Source organism: Natrinema sp. HArc-T2, assembly GCF_041821085.1.
Taxonomy (GTDB): Archaea; Halobacteriota; Halobacteria; order Halobacteriales; family Natrialbaceae; genus Natrinema.
Genome location: NZ_JBGUAZ010000001.1, coordinates 115,090 through 130,090 on the forward strand (window position 1 = coordinate 115,090; position 15,001 = coordinate 130,090).

Below are 15,001 nucleotides of genomic sequence, written 5' to 3' on the forward strand. Positions count from 1 at the left end.
GATTGCTCGTTTTGGTGTTCGTTTTGCTGCTATGGCGCAGTAACAGCAGCCGGTCTCAGTCCGACGCCGCCGACTCCCAGCGCTCGAGACACTCGTCGCCACAGAAGTGGCGATATACGACAGTCCCGTCTTCGACGGTCGTCACGACGCGCCGTTCGGACGACGGCTCCACCGACCACCTACACTGTCGACATTGGGGTAGCTCCTCGTCGAACGAGTCGATCATCGGCTGACAGATGGGGTGACCCCCACTTGAACGGAACGACCCTATCTTATCGAACACTCGCTCGTGACTCGAGGAGTGTGGAGAGTGGGCAGCAGCCTTATCGCCGTCAGTGTCGAACTATGGGTTGGTATGGCACAACAAGAGGTTCAACAGGAGCTGTCCGTCGACCAGTACACCCTCGGCCTCGTCGGACCGGATCAGGAGTGGGCCGGAACCGTCGCCGACGGCGGCACGATCGAGACGTATACGCCGCCGGGCTGCTGGGGACCGATGATCACACCGGAGTTCCACGGGGGCCACGAAGTCACCCGTCCGGTCCGCGTCGAGGGAGCATCGGTCGGTGACGCCGTCGCGATCCACATCCGGGACATGACTGTCACGAGCATGGCCACGAGTACGGGGTCGATGGCCGAACGCGAGGACGCCTTCGGCGACGACCCGTTCGTCGACCACCGCTGTCCGGAGTGTGGCACCGAGTGGCCCGACTCGATCGTCGAGGGCACTGGGGAGGACGCGATCAAGTGCGCCGAATGTGGCGCGAACGCCTCCTCCTTTGGCTTCGAGTACGGCTACACCGTCGCCTTCGACGACGACCACACCGTCGGGATCACCCTCGACGAGGACGGCGCACACGACCTCGCCGAAGACGCCGCCGAGGTGATGGACATCCCCGAGAACTCCCGCCAGCACCCCATCCTGCTGTACGAACCCGGCGAGATGCCCGGCACCCTGGGCCGGCTGCGCCCCTTTATCGGAAACATCGGGACGACCCCGCCGGTCACGCTGCCCGACTCCCACAACGCGGGTGACTTCGGCCAGTTCCTCATCGGGGCCGAGCACGACTACGGCCTCGCGGACGAAGCCGACCTCGAGGACCGCACCGACGGTCACATGGACATTCCACAGGTCAGGCCAGGCGCGACGCTCATCTGTCCCGTCAAGGTCGACGGAGCCGGCATCTACGTCGGCGACCTCCACGCAAACCAGGGCGACGGCGAACTCTCCCTGCACACGACCGACGTCAGCGGCACCGTTCGGATGGACGTCGAGGTCATCAAAGGGCTCGAACTCGACGGGCCGATCCTGCTCCCTCCCGAGGAGGACCTGCCCTTCATCAGCAAACCATACAGCGACGACGAACGCGAGGCAGGCCGCGACCTCGGTGCAGAACACGGTGTCGACGTCGAGGAAGACATGGGACCGATCCAGGTGATCGGCTCCGGCGCGACGGTCAACGACGCCACGCAGAACGCATTCGATCGCGCCACTGACCTGCTCGAGATGAGCGAGGGCGAGGTCCGCTCGCGGTGTACGTTCACCGGCGGCGTCCAGATCGGTCGCCTCCCCGGTGTCGTGCAACTCGACATGCTCGCGCCGATGGCCGTCCTCGAGGAGCGCGGGATCGACCACCTGGTCCGCGACCAGTACGGCCTCTAGGGTCGTCGAATCGTCGTTATTCTCGAGCGCCACCCTGAACTGCGGGGACGACCGTCAGCGACGCGCCTTCCGGCACCCGAGTGACGAGGTCGGCACGCTCACCCTCGAGCGAGACCCTGACGCTCGGCCGGATTCGGTCGTCATCGTAGAGATAGGGTTCCGCCCGCGGATACGCGTCGACGAGCGCTGCGATGACGTCTGCGACCGTCTCGCCAGTCCACTCGAGCGTGACAGTCTTCGCGCCGGTCGCACTCCGGAGTGGTCCGTACACTGTGACATCGGATTCCATGGTAGTCTCTGGCGACGAGTGGACACATATTCCGTTCGCCAACGCGAGTCGACCACAGACTGTGTCGGCAGTGACCGAGTCGCACTCGATCACCTGGTAGGGTCCTGCTACAGCCGCTGAACCGCGCCAATCGCACTCGAGAGCGGCGGCGCGTCGAAGAACTCTCGGTCGGTGTAGGCGTTGGCCCCTGCACAGTACATGTCGCGGGCGGTCTCGAGGACCTCCTCTGTGAGCGGCTCGGGATCCTCTTCGCAGAGAGACTTCCAGTCAGCGATGTCTTCCTGTTTTGCCTCGGCTTTAGCGGCGTCGACGGCTTCGACCCAGTCGGGCTGGGTACGCTTGTGGTACTGGCGCAGGACTTCCTTCGAGAGTTGGGTTCCCTCGTAGCTGAAGCGGTTCTCGTCGAACGTGCCGACGACGTCGGCGACGCGGATCTCGCCCTGATAGTAGAGGCACTCGATCTTGCCGTCCTCATGGACTAGGCCCGCCGACTCGGCCTGCTCGGTGATGATCCGGTTGACCTCGCGAGCGACCGCCTCGAGCTCGTCGATCGCGGCGACGCCGGCGATGGCGTCGGCCTCCGCGCGGTCGAGATAGCGGTCGCCTTCCTCGTACTTCGTGGAGAACTCGACGATCGGCTCGTCTAAGTCGACGGCCTCGTCGGGCCACTCCTCGAAGTCGAGGTCGTGGTCGGCGGGGTCGGTCCGACGGCGCAGACTCGAGCCGACGGGCACCCGGTTGCGGAAGACGACCTCGAGGGGAATCAGGTAGTTCTCGCCGGCTGCCTCGTGGTAGTGGTCGTAGTCGTATTCGCGGCCCTCGTGGGGCAGGTCAGGAACCTGCGTCAGGTCGATAGCCATCTCCCAGGGCGGGTGAGTGGCATCCTCGAGCGGGATGACGTCGCCGTTTTCGACGACACCCCGGTAGTGGGTCGGGACGCCCTCGGACTCGAGCAGTTCGAAATTGAACGCCCCCATCGTACAGAGGGTCGCGCCCTTCTGTGGGATCTGGTCGGGCATCTTCCCCCAGTCGAACACCGAGTAGTCGTCGGTAAAGACGAACGAGCCGTGACCGAGTTCGTCGGCAGTCGCGTCCTCCTCGATGCGGAACTCTTTGACGCTCGTCATGCGAGACACCCCAGCACGTGTCCGTCGCCGCAGTTCATACCCCAGTTGGGGTGGCCGGACCGTAAGAAGGTTTCAGTATCGTGCTGACCACTGCCGATGCCACAGCCGAAAAATCGAGACGTGCGTTCCTGGGAACAGGCCGAATACCGGATCCATCATCCTTTTCTCACTGTGCAGGCATTGCTATTCCGATGGAGCGACCGGTGACCGAGGCCGACCTCTCGTTCGAACACGTCCCCGAGACCGACCAGTCATTCGAAAACGCGCTGGCGAAGGCGCGCGATGGCGACCGACTCACGGTCGACGATGCCATCGAGTTGCTCACCACGGGGACCGACGGCGAGGGGCTCGACCGGCGGCGCAAGGAACGCGTCCTCGAGGCGGCCGACCGCCGGCGCGCCGAGGTTGTCGGCGAGGAGGTCACCTTCATCGCGAACCTGAACAACAACGTCACGACGGCCTGTAACGTGGGCTGTCTGTTCTGTAACTTCAAAGACGCAGCCCACACGTTCGAACGCGAGACCGAGATCGAAACCGCGGGCTTTACGAAAACGCCAGCGGAGTCACGCGAGATCGTCGCCGACGCGGTCGACCGGGGGATCTACGAAGTTACCTCGGTGTCGGGGCTACACCCCGCGTTCGCGCTTGACGACGACCACCGGGAGATACTCGAGGCCCATCCGAACCCGAAGGACATCAACTACAAGCCACCCGAAGCGTACGAGACCAGCCCCGGCACCTACACGGACCAAATTTCGGCGATGAGCGTCGACGGTGTTCACGTCCACTCGATGACCCCCGAGGAGGCGTATCACGCCCGGCGGGGCACCGATTGGGACTACGAAGCGGTCTACCGACGACTGAAAGAGGCGGGGCTCGATACGGTTCCCGGCACCGCCGCGGAAATCCTCGTCGAGGAGGTCCGAGAGGTGATCTGTCCCGGCAAGATCAGTACGGAGGGGTGGCTCGAGGCCATGGAGGCCGCCGCGTCCGTCGGCTTCGACATGACGGCGACGATCATGTACGGCCACGTCGAGAACGAGGCCCACCGCGCGATGCACTTACAACGCGTTCGAGACCTGCAGGATCGGACCGGCGCGATCACCGAGTTCGTCCCGCTTTCTTTTATCCACCAGAACACGCCGCTGTTCGAACACGACGTGGTTTCGGGCGGGGCGAGCACCGACGAGGACGAACTGATGATCGCCGTCTCGCGGCTCTTCCTCGACAATATCGACCACATCCAGTCTTCGTGGGTCAAATACGGCGACGAGCACGGACTGAAGTTGCTCAACTGTGGTGCTGACGACTACATGGGAACGATCCTCTCCGAGGAGATCACCAAACGCGCCGGCGGCGGCTACGGCGAGTTCCGGTCGTTTGCGGACTACGTCGAGATGATCTCCTCGATCGGGCGGGTTCCCGTTGAACGGTCGACCGACTACGAGACGAGACGTGTCATCGATCCCGACGACCCGCCCTTTGGCCCGCAACTCGGGCCGAACGCGGACGGGACGCCGTTGCTGACGCGAGAAGAGCGCGAGGCGCGAGCGGCCCCTGCTGACGACTGATACGGGCTGCTGCCCCGAGTGATCCGCTCCCAGTCCTCTCCGACAGTATTGCGGCTGGAAAAGCGTGGTCTTCACGCCTCTTCGTCCGATTGTGACCGGATGGGGCTTCCATCGAGGCGAGACCCACCACATGTCGTCGACACCCTGCCCTCCAGTGTCGCCGAGTCCGTCGTCTCGGGGAAGCCGGACAGCGGTCAGCAGTTTGCCATCACCCGTGGTCAATTGGGTCCTCGCTCGATCGGTTCGAAGTCGGTCCTGCGTTGTCGGCGTTGCCGTGTTCCGAAACGTCGTCAGCGAAGCGATCGATATCGGCGAGCACGTCCTCGAACGGCACCGCTCCCCGGTCTTGAATCGTCGCCGGATCGAGCGCAGGCGCGTCGAGGATCTCCTGCGGAGTCAACCACGACCACTCACAGCCCTCGTTTGCCTCGTTCGTTGCGTTGAGTTCTCGCTCGAGGAACGCCTTGCTAAACGGGGGAAGCAGCGGCGGATCTTCGCTCCCTTCGAATGTATCTTCGTAGGCCGGGATGTCGCCGGGCTCGAGGTCGCCGACGACGATTCGCATGGCCATTCCCAGCACGTGGTGCGGACCACAGTACACGTCGTAGAGCCCCGGTTCGGTGAACTCGTAGAGCCAGGCACCATTGACGTTGAGCACCGGTGATGAGAACGGCGGGACCCCGTCGGGAACTCGCTGTTGGAATCCCTGTGCAGGGTGGTATGCCGTAATCGTGTGGTCGGGTGAGTCGGCGGTGAACTGCACGACATCGCCAGTGCTGACGTGAATCCCAGTTGGGTTAAAGTGGAAGAACGGCGGGCGATCCGGGTTCTCCGGGTTGGCCGGTTCGTTCGTGTGGAGCTCGACCTCGTGGTCCGGTTGGCGGTTGCCAGGAACGGTCTCGGCGTCGGGTGTCGCCAGGCCGTAATACGGGTCGATCTCCGCGGCAGTCGGCTCTGTCCCATCAGTCGGTGCTGCGTCGGACTCGTTGCGACTTTGGGCAGTTGCGAGCCCGCTTCCCAGCGAAAGGATGGCCCCCGCGCCAAGCGTTTTCAACAGCGGTCGCCGCCGAGCGTCGACCCATTCAGCTTCCGATTCGGTGAGCGATTCCTCGGTCCGCTCCGCGTCGGATGGTGTCATTGTTTCACTCCTCCAGTTACGTCTGGCTGCATCGAATCCGTCGACCGACGGCAGAATAGATGGTAAGGATCGTTGCAGCCTAACCAGAGCATTCGGCTACTGGATCGGCCTCGTCACTGGTCCGGGACGGATTCACCGCTAGCGGTACGGTAACAGCCAATGTACTTCGAGAACACCGTAAAAACAGCCTCTTACGCGTGTGGGCCGCTGGCGACCGAGACGACGGATAGCTGCAGTCTCAGGTGGAATCAGCGCCCCAACCAGTTCTTTATTGGTGCCGTTTGAACCGCGCTTGACAGTGATCGTGTTCGAAGCGGTGGAGCTCACCCGATCCCACAGCAAGAGGAAGCGTTTCGAAGCCGGCGACGCAAGGAGCGCTATGACCACTGCCGAATCCTTCGTTCGACGCGCCATCGACCTCGCACGTTCAGCAGTCGAACACGGAAACACACCATTCGGCTCGCTGCTCGTCGTCGACGACACTGTCATCCGGACGGCCGAGAACACGACGCTGACTGACGACGACATCGCCGCCCACCCAGAATTCAAACTGGCCCAGTGGGCCGCACGCGAACTCGAGCCACACGAGCGCGCGTCGTGTACGATGTATACCAGCACCGAGCCGTGTCCGATGTGTGCGAGCGCGATCGTCTACGCGGGCCTCGAGCGGGTCGTCTACAGCGTTCCTGTCGACTCACTCGCAGCCGTGCGAGACGAGAACGTAATCGAGATCCCATGCACAGAGGTCGTCGATCGGGCCGACGGATCGACGACAGTTGAGGGACCGATTCTCGAGGACGAGGGGCTCGCAGTCCACGAGGACTATTTTTAATCCGAACGCGCCATCGTTGTTTCGTCCTCAATCACCGCTCGATAGCGCTTGCCTGCTGGATCGTCGGCCACGAGCGCATCCCGAACCGTCGGCGAGAGCCACGTCCGATCGTCGCCGTCCGCACCGTCGGCGACTCGTCCGTCGAACCCGTCCGGTCGCAGGCCGGCGGGCAGGAATCGCTCGTAGACCGGCAGTCGCTCGCCGAGTGGCACGCCCGCACTGTCGGCAATCGCCTCGAGTTCGCGCAGCGCGGGCCACGCGTACTCGGGATTGATGTGGTCGTCGGTGACCGGCGAGACGCCGCCCAGATCGTCGACGCCGCAGTCGATCAGGTCGTTCGCGGGCGCGAGGTTCGGCGGGACCTGCACCGAGATTTCGTCGGGCAGTGCGGCACGGGCCATCGCCGTCACCCGACGCATCGTCGCGAGATCGGGCGAGCCGTCGGCCCAGCGCTCGTTGTCCACGACGGGCTGGACGATCACTTCTTGGATGTGATCGTAGCGGTCGTGTAACTCACGGATTGCGAGCAGGCTCTCGGCGCGATCGCGCCAGGTCTCGCCGATCCCCACCAGAATCCCGGTCGTGAACGCGACGTCGAGTTCGCCCGCGTTCTGGATAGTCCGCAGGCGTTGCCCCGGTTCCTTCCGGCGCGGGCCAGCGTGGGCGTCCACCTCGGCGGTTGTCTCGAGCATCACACCCATGCTGGCGTTGACGTCCGCGACGGTTGCCATCTGTTCGCGCGTTTGATCGCCCGGATTGGCATGGGGGAGCAGTCCTTCCTCAAGAGCGACCTCGCAGGCCGCCCGCAAGTACTCGTGAATGGTGTCGTAGCCCCACTCTGCGAGCTGGGCGTGAATCTCGGTGTAACGGTCGTCGGGATCGTCGCCGAAGGTAAACAGCGCCTCCGTACAGCCGGCGTCCGCACCGCGCCGACAGATCTCGCGAACCTCCTCAAGCGAGAGCAGGGAGGCCTGTCCCGGCGGGTCGAAGTAGGTGCAGTACGTGCAGGTGTAGCGACAGGCCGTCGTCAGCGGCACGAAAACGTTCCGTGCGAAGGTCAGTTCCGACGGCGCGTCGACGTCGGTCGGGTTGATCGCAAGCAGCTCTTCGACGGCTCGATCGTCGACCGTGAGCTCGACGCCGTACTCGTTCGCCCCGGGGAACATTACCTCTCCCTGTCGCCGCTCGGCGTATAAGAGCTTGGCTTCGCGGTGTTCGGGCCGGCGGCTATCACGTCTCTGTCAGTGACTCCTCGGAACGAACGACGCCGACCCGACCGCCATGTCGGTCGAGTTCGAAGCCGAACGCCCGAAGGCAGGCGGGCGCACGATCGCCCTCGCGTCCGTGGACGAGCACCTCGACGAGGTCGTCGGGTTCGTCGATATCTGTTCCTAGCCGAAGCGAGTCGATCGTCTCGAGACTGGCCCCGACCTCGCGAGCGATCTCGCAGTGGTCGAGATAGGAAGTGCCGTGATAGTCGACGGTAAACGCGGGCTCGCGAACGACGAGCGCGTTCGTGCCGCCGGCCCGCCCCGGCGCGATCGCGATGTCGGCGTCGGCAGCCAGGAGGCGCTCGAGGGAAGCGGGCGTCGCCAGCGCGAGGTCGGCCATGACGACCGCGACGGCGTCTCCGGTCGCCGCGTCGCCGCCTGGCAGCCGCGCGTTGACCGCGTCCGTCAGGGGTCGGTCGTCGACCATGACCGACACTGCTGTCGCGACGTTGTCCGGGAGTTCGAGCGCGTCGAGATCGAGCGGCGCGGTCGCGACGACCGTCGGCTCGTGGCCCGTCTCGACGATCGCACACAGCACGTCCGCGAGCATGGCGTGGGCAAAGCGCAGCCGCTCGGCTGGGGACAGCACGGACTCGAGGCGCGTCTTCGGCGTCTCGGCTGCGAACGGGACCATGACACGCATCCGGATCTGACTGGTGTAGTTCGAGCGCGCTCAAAAACACGTCGGAGTCCGGGATCGATTCCGGTCGATCGATCGCATGGGTCGGCTCGATTCCCGTGCCCCCCGACACGAGTGCGGTCGCTCGGCCCGTCGACCGCAAAACGCAACGCCGGCCTAGAACAGCGGCTCGAGTTCGTCCTCGTCGTCCTCGACGAGTTCCTCTAAGTTCTCCTCGCTTTCCTGTTGGATATCGTCGATGTTGTCCTGGGCCTCGATGGCAACCTGCTGAAGACGCTTGATCCGCGGGACGTTCGTCACACCCGAGAGCAAGATCGCTGCGGACACTTCGGGTTCCTGTCGGGGGAAGTCGCCACCGCGAACTTCCATGCTGCCGGTTTCCTCCTCGAGCCACTTGCGCCCGCGTTCGATGCCTTTCCGGTTCAAATACTCCGAGGGGCCGGAGAGAACGAGCAGGGCGCGCTCGGTGCCTTCGATCTCACACGGCAGCGTGAGCCGGCCAAGCGCGGCCTTGCGGACGAGGCTCGTGATGCGGTTCGTGGTGTTGGCAGCGTCCAGTCCGTCGTCGCCACCGCCGCCGTCGCCAGTAAACCGCGAGAGGAGGCCACCACCGGTATTCAACTCGACCTCTTCGCTCGCGAAGCCGACGGTCGAGACGCCGCCGCCCGAGAGTGTGTTGATGATCTCCGAAGAGTCGACGACGCTTTCTGCGACCTCCTGTCCGTCGCCAACCTCGCCGGCACCGAAGAGGATACCAAAGCGGCGGACGATCTCCTCGTTGATCTGTTCGTAGCCGCCTTCGACGGACTCACCGGTCTGTCGCCAGGAGTCGTTGTCGAAGACGAGCAGGTTGTCGACCTCGCGGACGAACGTCTGGAAGGATCGAGCCGCGTTGAGCGTGTAGATCCCACCCTCGTCCGTCCCCGGCAGGACGCCGAGTCCGTAGACGGGGATCGTGTAGATTCGCTTCAGATGTTTCGCGAGGACTGGCGCACCACCCGAGCCGGTGCCGCCGCCCATGCCGGCGACGATCAGAAACGCGTCGACCTCGTGGGTCGGGATCTGGTCGATGGCGTTCTGTACCTCGTCGATGTCCTCCTCGGCGACTTCCGCGCCGAGCTCGTTGTCAGCACCCACGCCGTGGCCCTTTACACGGGCCTGGCCGATGAGTACGCGATTCTCCTGTGGAATATTGTCAAGACCGATGAGGTCCGCTTTCGCGGAGTTGACGGCAATCGCCGCGCGGACGATTCCGCTGTTCGTCCGATCGTCGTACTCGAGGAATCGATCGACGATCTTGCCACCGGCCTGTCCGAATCCGATCATCGCCAGCTTCATTGTTTGTCAGGGGGCTCCGTTGGATTGGTACCAGTGCAATGGAGGATATAAACCTTGTGCTAAGCTGAATTTCTCGAACGATTTACTATCTCGCTAAATAGAGAGAATGGGCGGGTCTCCCCCCGAAACGGGGAGAGAAACACCACTGATTATGTCTATCGGTTGATCGGTGTTTATTACTGTAAGCGGTGTCGCCGTCAGACGGACTCCTGTCAGTGGGTGCCGGTGTACCCGTGACTGCCCTGCAGTCGGGCCGGTCGCTCGTGACAGCAGACCGTCTCAGGCCGTGCCAGCCGGTTTCGGCCGTCGTGTCGCCCCATCGAGCCCGAGGTACGACTCGAGCGTCGTCAGGTCTGCGGGCTTACGACCAAAGTCGGTTACGTCGTTGTCGGCGACGGTGTTGTCGAACGCGAGCGAGCGGGCCTGATCTGGACCGAAAGGCACGAACGGCAGCGGGCCGACCGCCGAGAGCCCGACTTTTGCGAGTCCCATCGGGATCGGGACGATTGTGACGTCTTTCCCCTCGGCCTCGTAGGCCAGCTCCGTCACGTCCGCGAGTGTGAGGACCTGTGGGCCACCGATTTCGTAGATTTCACCGATGTGGGTGTCGTCTTCGAGCGCCTCGGCCAGTATCGGGACGAGATCCCCGACCCAGATCGGCTGGAACCGGGTCTTCCCGCCGCCTGGCAATGCGGTCACGTACGGCGTCGTCAGGGTTTTCGTGAAGTCGACGAACTCGCCGCCGTCGCCGAAGACGACCGACGGGCGGACGATCGTCCATTCGAGACTCGAGTTCCGGACGACCCGCTCTGCGTTTCCCTTGGCACGGATATAGGCGGTGTCGCCGTTCGGGTCTGCTCCAAGTGCGCTCAGCTGCAGGAAGCGGTCGACATCGCCGTCCTCGGCCGCGCGAACGAGGTTCTCGGTACCGCCGAGGTGGACTTCCTCGTGGCTCGTCCCGCCGGGGGGCTCGAACAGCGGCGACAGCGAGACGAGGTTGACGACGGCGTCGTGGTCCGCAACGGTCGTGGCGATCGAGTCGTAGGCGCTGACGTCGCCCATTGCCGTCTCGACGCCATCTGGCAGGCCGCTGCTGTCGGGTGATCGTGACAGTGCCGTTACCTCGTGGCCGCGCTCGGCCAGTTCCGCACACAAATTCCTGCCGATAAAGCCGGTTCCGCCGGCGACGAGGATCTTCATACGTGAAATATGACCGTGGAGCGATAAATAGATGGACGGCTACGTATGCAGCCAGTGGCGGGGCCGATCGCCACGTCACCATCGGCAGTTGGGATGGGCAGCCTTATTTTCGGATTGATTAAACAGGTCTGACATGCCGCCGGAAGCCCGGGAGACGACGGAGCGATACTTCAGACAGGCAGTCGAGCGCCACTGGGATCCGTACGCGATCGACCTGACGACCGACCGAGAGACGCTCACCGACCTCAGCCGAAGCGCGTTTACGCAGTTGCGCGCGACACTTGCCATGTTCGGCGCGGGCGAGGAACACGTCACCGAGGATCTGGTGCCGGTCGCAGCAGTCGTCGACGACGACAGCGATCAGCGATTCGTCGCGAGCCACCTCTACGACGAGGCCAAACATGCCGCCTTCTTCGAGCGCTACTGGGCCGAGGCCGTCAGGCCCGCCACGGAGGCGCGCGGCCTCGAGCCGACCGCGCCGACGGCCGATCGCTGGTTCACCGACTCCTACGAGGAAATCTTCGATCGGACCGAAACGGCGATGAATCGCCTGCTCGAGGCAGATACGCCCGAAAACCGGGCTCGAGCGTACTGTCACTACCACCTGACGGTCGAGGGCGTCTTCGGCCAGACTGGCTTTCACGCCGTCGAGTCGACGTTCGGCCCGGAAACGGATGGGCCGTCGCTTCCGGGGCTGGTCGAGGGATTCAGCGGTATCCGCCGGGACGAGGGTCGCCACGTCGGCTACGGGATGGATCGACTCGCAGCCCTCCTTCGGCGTGGCGCGGTCGACCGCTCGCTCGTCGAGGAGACAGTCATGGACCTCGCCGAGCCGGTCGACGCCGTCGTCGAGCGGATGGGGTGGCGTCGCCTGCCCGGCCCCGACAGCGACGACCTCGTGGCGTTCGTCGCCCAGCAGCGTCGCAACCGACTACAGCAACTGCCCGGCGGAGCCGCCGCCGACACGGAGGGCGAGAACTGACCATGCGAGCTGTCGAAGTACCTGAATACGGCGGCAGCGACGTCCTGACGGTCACCGACCGGGACGCACCTACGCCAAACGCGAATGAAGTCGCTATCGACGTCGCCGCCGCCGGCGTCAACTTCGCCGACCTCGAGCAACGTCGCGGGGTCTACCCCGACAGTCCGTCGCCGCCGTTCGTCCCGGGGCTGGCCGTCGCCGGTACCGTCACGACCGCGCCGGCGACGAGTGACTTCGCGGTCGGCGATCGCGTCGCCGCGCTGTCGTCGACCGGCGGCTACGCGGCGGTTGCGACGGCACCCGTCGACCGAACCTTCGAAATCCCCGACTCGATTCCGTGGGCCGACGCGACTGCCCTGCCGGTCCAGGGGCTGACCGCCCACAACGTCCTCCACGAGTGGGGCGACCTCTCGGCCGACGACCGAGTCCTGATCCATGCTGGGGCAGGCGGCGTCGGCTCGCTTGCCGTCCAACTGGCCGCCGCGGCCGGAGCGACCGTCTTCGCCACCGCGAGCACCACAGCGAAACGCGAGCTGGCTCGAAAGCTCGGGGCCGACCACACCATCGACTACACCGACACCGACGTTGCAGACGCCGTCCACGAACGAACGGACGACCGTGGCGTCGACCTCGTCGTCGACGGGGTCGGCGGCGACGCCTTTGCTGCCAGCGTGGACGCGCTCGCGCCGGTCGGTCGCATCGTCTCGTTTGGGATGGCGAGCGGCTCCGTGCCGACCGTGGCGACCCCGCGGCTGTTTTTCGCGAACCAATCCGTCCGCGGCTACCACCTCGAGCACGCCCTCGAACACGTCCCCGAGCGCGTCCTCGGTGCGGTGCCGTCGCTGCTCGAGAGTGTTGCCACCGGGCAGGTCGATGTCGTCGTCGACCGGACATTGGCGCTGGCGGACGCCACGCAGGCCCACGACGCGCTCGCCGCCCGCGAGACCGTTGGCACGATCGTCCTCGAATCATAAGGGCCGACGAGAACCGGGACGGTTTTAGCGGCGGTCACGGAACGACAGCATATGACAGCTACTGAGGGTGTACCCGACCGTGTCGAAGGGATCGTTGCTGACCGATTGCGTGTCGACGCGGACGCGTTCGACGATGACACGCCGTTCGACGGCGAGGCGCTCGACGCCGATTCGCTCGATCTGGTCGAAATAGCGGAGGCCATCGACGCAGAGGTCGGCGTCCACGTTCCTGATGATGATCTCGAGGACCTCGAGACAGTTGGTGACCTGACGACGTACGTTGCCGAGCGCGCCTGAGATGAGCCGCGACGTGGTCGTGACCGGCCTCGGTCTGGTAACACCGCTCGGCGAGAGCGTCGACCGGACCTGGGACGGGTTGCTCGACGGTGCGAGCGGCGCGGGGCCGATCACTCGTTTCGACCCCGACGAGGCGGGGCTGCGGGCCTCGATCGCCTGTGAGGTGGAGACCGATCCAGCAGCCGTCGCGCCCGACGACCGTGTCGACGACCGGACGATGGGCCGGTACGCTCAGTTCGCCGTCGCCGCCACTGCCGGGGCACTGGCCGATGCCGGCTTCGACGCTGCCAGTCCCGACTGGAACGCCGAACGGGTGGGGACCAGTATCGGCTCCGGACTGGCCGGCCTGGCCGAAATCGAAGCTACGGCGGGCGAGCGCCCCTCGCCGTCGTTTCTCGTGAGCGCACTAACGAACCTCGCAGCCGGCCACGTCAGCATGACCATCGGTGCGAAGGGGCCGAACCGCGCGCCGGGCACGGCGTGTTCGGCGGGTACCCACGCCATCGCGGTCGCGACCGACGACATCCGACGCGGTCGGGCCGATATCGTCGTTGCTGGTGGCACCGACGCCGCGATCTCGCCGCTCGGCGTCGGCAGCTTCGACGCGATGCGGGCGCTCAGTACCCGTACCGACGACCCCGCGGCGGCGAGTCGCCCCTTCGACACCGACCGGGATGGGCTCGTTCTCTCGGAGGGCTGTGGCATCGTCGTCCTCGAGGCACGCGACCACGCCCGCGAGCGCGGGGCGACGCCGTACGCCGCGATCACCGGATCCGGTCGGTCGGCCGACGCCCACCACCCCACGCGACCGGCTGAATCGGGCGACGGGCTTCGACGCTGTCTCGAGCAGGCGCTGTCCGATGCCGACAGGGAGCCGACCGCCGTCGATCACGTCAACGCTCACGCGACGAGTACGCCGGTCGGTGACGCGCGTGAAGCCGACGCGCTCGCGACGGTGTTCGCCGAGACCGGCGTCCCGCCGACGACGAGTATCAAAGGCCACCTCGGGCACCCACTCGGCGCTGCCGGCGCGATCGAGGCTGCTGTCGTCGCCCGGACCATCGCCGAGGGGACGATCCCGCCGACGGCGAACTACGAGACGCCCGATCCGGCCTGTGAGCTGCCGGTGGTCACCGAGCCACACGAGACGACTGTCGATGTCGCCGTGAGTACGTCGGCTGGCTTCGGCGGGACCAACGGGGCGCTCGTGTTCGAGCGCCCGTAACGATGGCCGACGACGGCGTTCCCCGTGACTCGGGTCCCATCGTCGCACACGGCGTCGACATCGTCGCCATTTCCCGTATCGCCGACCTCCTCTCCGAGTTCGATGACTCGTTTCGCAACCGCGTGTTCACGTCGACCGAACAGACCTATTGTGAGGCACAGGCCGATCCACCACAGCACTACGCCGCCCGCTGGGCGGCCAAGGAGGCGTTCCTGAAGACACTCGCCGGTGCGTCCCCCGGCGTGCCCACCGCCGCCATCGAAATCGATCGCCAGGCCGACGGCCCCCACCTCTCGCTTGCTCCCGTCGCGACCGATGCGCTCGCTGTGACGCTCGAGGAACGTGGCAGTTCGCTCGCGATGGCCGACATCGACGTCAGCCTGAGCCACGATCAGACAGCAGGGTATGCCGTCGGCTCGGTCACTGTCGTGGGGACTCGACACCACTAAGCGGA

Annotated in this window: 16 protein-coding genes; 8 read left to right on the top strand and 8 right to left on the bottom strand. The window is 65.2% G+C overall.

Features of this window, described 5'->3' with window-relative positions; translation table 11 throughout:
• Positions 1–55 precede the first annotated feature (55 nt).
• Positions 56–226 (bottom strand): hypothetical protein, encoded by a 171-nt coding sequence (locus ACERI1_RS00635; RefSeq protein ID WP_373616087.1) that lies wholly within the window; start codon positions 224–226, stop codon positions 56–58.
• 129 nt (positions 227–355) lie between these two features.
• On the opposite strand from ACERI1_RS00635, the gene ACERI1_RS00640 reads away from it, so the two are divergent.
• Complete coding sequence (locus tag ACERI1_RS00640) at positions 356–1,663, top strand: acetamidase/formamidase family protein (protein ID WP_373616088.1); 1,308 nt, start codon at positions 356–358, stop codon at positions 1,661–1,663.
• 16 nt (positions 1,664–1,679) lie between these two features.
• Here the strand turns inward: ACERI1_RS00640 and ACERI1_RS00645 are convergent, their stop codons facing one another.
• Entirely contained in the window at positions 1,680–1,952 is a 273-nt protein-coding gene (locus tag ACERI1_RS00645) for a ubiquitin-like small modifier protein 1 (RefSeq protein ID WP_373616089.1), read from the bottom strand.
• A 107-nt stretch (positions 1,953–2,059) separates the two neighbouring features.
• Complete coding sequence (locus tag ACERI1_RS00650; protein WP_373616090.1) at positions 2,060–3,079, bottom strand: phosphoribosylaminoimidazolesuccinocarboxamide synthase; 1,020 nt, start codon at positions 3,077–3,079, stop codon at positions 2,060–2,062.
• Positions 3,080–3,270: 191 nt separating this feature from the next.
• On the opposite strand from ACERI1_RS00650, the gene cofH reads away from it, so the two are divergent.
• A complete protein-coding gene (gene cofH / locus ACERI1_RS00655) occupies positions 3,271–4,650 on the top strand; it encodes a 7,8-didemethyl-8-hydroxy-5-deazariboflavin synthase subunit CofH (protein WP_373616091.1) in 1,380 nt (459 codons plus the stop codon).
• Between the two features lie 208 nt (positions 4,651–4,858).
• Here the strand turns inward: cofH and ACERI1_RS00660 are convergent, their stop codons facing one another.
• Complete coding sequence (locus ACERI1_RS00660) at positions 4,859–5,788, bottom strand: plastocyanin/azurin family copper-binding protein (RefSeq protein ID WP_373616092.1); 930 nt, start codon at positions 5,786–5,788, stop codon at positions 4,859–4,861.
• A gap of 379 nt (positions 5,789–6,167) precedes the next feature.
• Here ACERI1_RS00660 and ACERI1_RS00665 point away from each other — a divergent pair, with 379 nt between their 5' ends.
• Positions 6,168–6,620 carry a nucleoside deaminase gene (locus ACERI1_RS00665; RefSeq protein WP_373616093.1) on the top strand — a complete coding sequence of 151 codons (453 nt, stop codon included), beginning with the start codon at positions 6,168–6,170 and terminating at the stop codon, positions 6,618–6,620.
• Here ACERI1_RS00665 and cofG read toward each other — a convergent pair.
• The 4 genes from cofG to ACERI1_RS00685 form a co-directional block, all read right to left on the bottom strand.
• Complete coding sequence (gene cofG / locus ACERI1_RS00670) at positions 6,617–7,786, bottom strand: 7,8-didemethyl-8-hydroxy-5-deazariboflavin synthase subunit CofG (protein WP_373616094.1); 1,170 nt, start codon at positions 7,784–7,786, stop codon at positions 6,617–6,619. The genes ACERI1_RS00665 and cofG overlap by 4 nt on opposite strands.
• A 64-nt stretch (positions 7,787–7,850) precedes the next feature.
• On the bottom strand, positions 7,851–8,534 hold the full coding sequence (gene cofC / locus ACERI1_RS00675; protein ID WP_373616096.1) for a 2-phospho-L-lactate guanylyltransferase: 684 nt from the start codon (positions 8,532–8,534) through the stop codon (positions 7,851–7,853).
• Between the two features lie 153 nt (positions 8,535–8,687).
• On the bottom strand, positions 8,688–9,869 hold the full coding sequence (locus ACERI1_RS00680) for a tubulin/FtsZ family protein (protein ID WP_373616097.1): 1,182 nt from the start codon (positions 9,867–9,869) through the stop codon (positions 8,688–8,690).
• A gap of 279 nt (positions 9,870–10,148) precedes the next feature.
• Positions 10,149–11,069, bottom strand: coding sequence for a complex I NDUFA9 subunit family protein (locus tag ACERI1_RS00685; protein ID WP_373616098.1), 921 nt, complete (start codon positions 11,067–11,069; stop codon positions 10,149–10,151).
• A gap of 133 nt (positions 11,070–11,202) precedes the next feature.
• On the opposite strand from ACERI1_RS00685, the gene ACERI1_RS00690 reads away from it, so the two are divergent.
• From ACERI1_RS00690 to ACERI1_RS00710, 5 genes are read left to right on the top strand one after another with little or no spacing between them, the layout of a single operon-like run.
• Complete coding sequence (locus ACERI1_RS00690; protein ID WP_373616099.1) at positions 11,203–12,051, top strand: ribonucleoside-diphosphate reductase; 849 nt, start codon at positions 11,203–11,205, stop codon at positions 12,049–12,051.
• A 2-nt stretch (positions 12,052–12,053) separates the two neighbouring features.
• Positions 12,054–13,025, top strand: coding sequence for a zinc-binding alcohol dehydrogenase family protein (locus ACERI1_RS00695; RefSeq protein WP_373616100.1), 972 nt, complete (start codon positions 12,054–12,056; stop codon positions 13,023–13,025).
• Positions 13,026–13,076: 51 nt separating this feature from the next.
• Positions 13,077–13,322: an acyl carrier protein gene (locus ACERI1_RS00700; protein ID WP_373616101.1), complete on the top strand. Its 246-nt coding sequence runs from the start codon at positions 13,077–13,079 to the stop codon at positions 13,320–13,322.
• Position 13,323: 1 nt separating this feature from the next.
• Positions 13,324–14,547 carry a beta-ketoacyl synthase gene (locus ACERI1_RS00705; RefSeq protein ID WP_373616102.1) on the top strand — a complete coding sequence of 408 codons (1,224 nt, stop codon included), beginning with the start codon at positions 13,324–13,326 and terminating at the stop codon, positions 14,545–14,547.
• A gap of 2 nt (positions 14,548–14,549) precedes the next feature.
• Positions 14,550–14,996: a holo-ACP synthase gene (locus ACERI1_RS00710; RefSeq protein ID WP_373616103.1), complete on the top strand. Its 447-nt coding sequence runs from the start codon at positions 14,550–14,552 to the stop codon at positions 14,994–14,996.
• Positions 14,997–15,001: the final 5 nt, after the last annotated feature.

Bases quoted from the DNA above. Each gene is read 5' to 3' on its own strand.
- ACERI1_RS00660 (WP_373616092.1), bottom strand. From the start codon at position 5,788: ATGACACCATCCGACGCGGAGCGGACCGAGGAATCGCTCACCGAATCG.
- ACERI1_RS00640 (WP_373616088.1), top strand. From the start codon at position 356: ATGGCACAACAAGAGGTTCAACAGGAGCTGTCCGTCGACCAGTACACC.
- ACERI1_RS00700 (WP_373616101.1), top strand. From the start codon at position 13,077: ATGACAGCTACTGAGGGTGTACCCGACCGTGTCGAAGGGATCGTTGCT.
- ACERI1_RS00650 (WP_373616090.1), bottom strand. From the start codon at position 3,079: ATGACGAGCGTCAAAGAGTTCCGCATCGAGGAGGACGCGACTGCCGAC.
- ACERI1_RS00705 (WP_373616102.1), top strand. From the start codon at position 13,324: ATGAGCCGCGACGTGGTCGTGACCGGCCTCGGTCTGGTAACACCGCTC.
- cofC (WP_373616096.1), bottom strand. From the start codon at position 8,534: ATGCGTGTCATGGTCCCGTTCGCAGCCGAGACGCCGAAGACGCGCCTC.
- ACERI1_RS00645 (WP_373616089.1), bottom strand. From the start codon at position 1,952: ATGGAATCCGATGTCACAGTGTACGGACCACTCCGGAGTGCGACCGGC.
- cofG (WP_373616094.1), bottom strand. From the start codon at position 7,786: ATGTTCCCCGGGGCGAACGAGTACGGCGTCGAGCTCACGGTCGACGAT.
- ACERI1_RS00695 (WP_373616100.1), top strand. From the start codon at position 12,054: ATGCGAGCTGTCGAAGTACCTGAATACGGCGGCAGCGACGTCCTGACG.
- ACERI1_RS00690 (WP_373616099.1), top strand. From the start codon at position 11,203: ATGCCGCCGGAAGCCCGGGAGACGACGGAGCGATACTTCAGACAGGCA.
- ACERI1_RS00685 (WP_373616098.1), bottom strand. From the start codon at position 11,069: ATGAAGATCCTCGTCGCCGGCGGAACCGGCTTTATCGGCAGGAATTTG.
- ACERI1_RS00635 (WP_373616087.1), bottom strand. From the start codon at position 226: ATGATCGACTCGTTCGACGAGGAGCTACCCCAATGTCGACAGTGTAGG.
- ACERI1_RS00680 (WP_373616097.1), bottom strand. From the start codon at position 9,869: ATGAAGCTGGCGATGATCGGATTCGGACAGGCCGGTGGCAAGATCGTC.
- cofH (WP_373616091.1), top strand. From the start codon at position 3,271: ATGGAGCGACCGGTGACCGAGGCCGACCTCTCGTTCGAACACGTCCCC.
- ACERI1_RS00710 (WP_373616103.1), top strand. From the start codon at position 14,550: ATGGCCGACGACGGCGTTCCCCGTGACTCGGGTCCCATCGTCGCACAC.
- ACERI1_RS00665 (WP_373616093.1), top strand. From the start codon at position 6,168: ATGACCACTGCCGAATCCTTCGTTCGACGCGCCATCGACCTCGCACGT.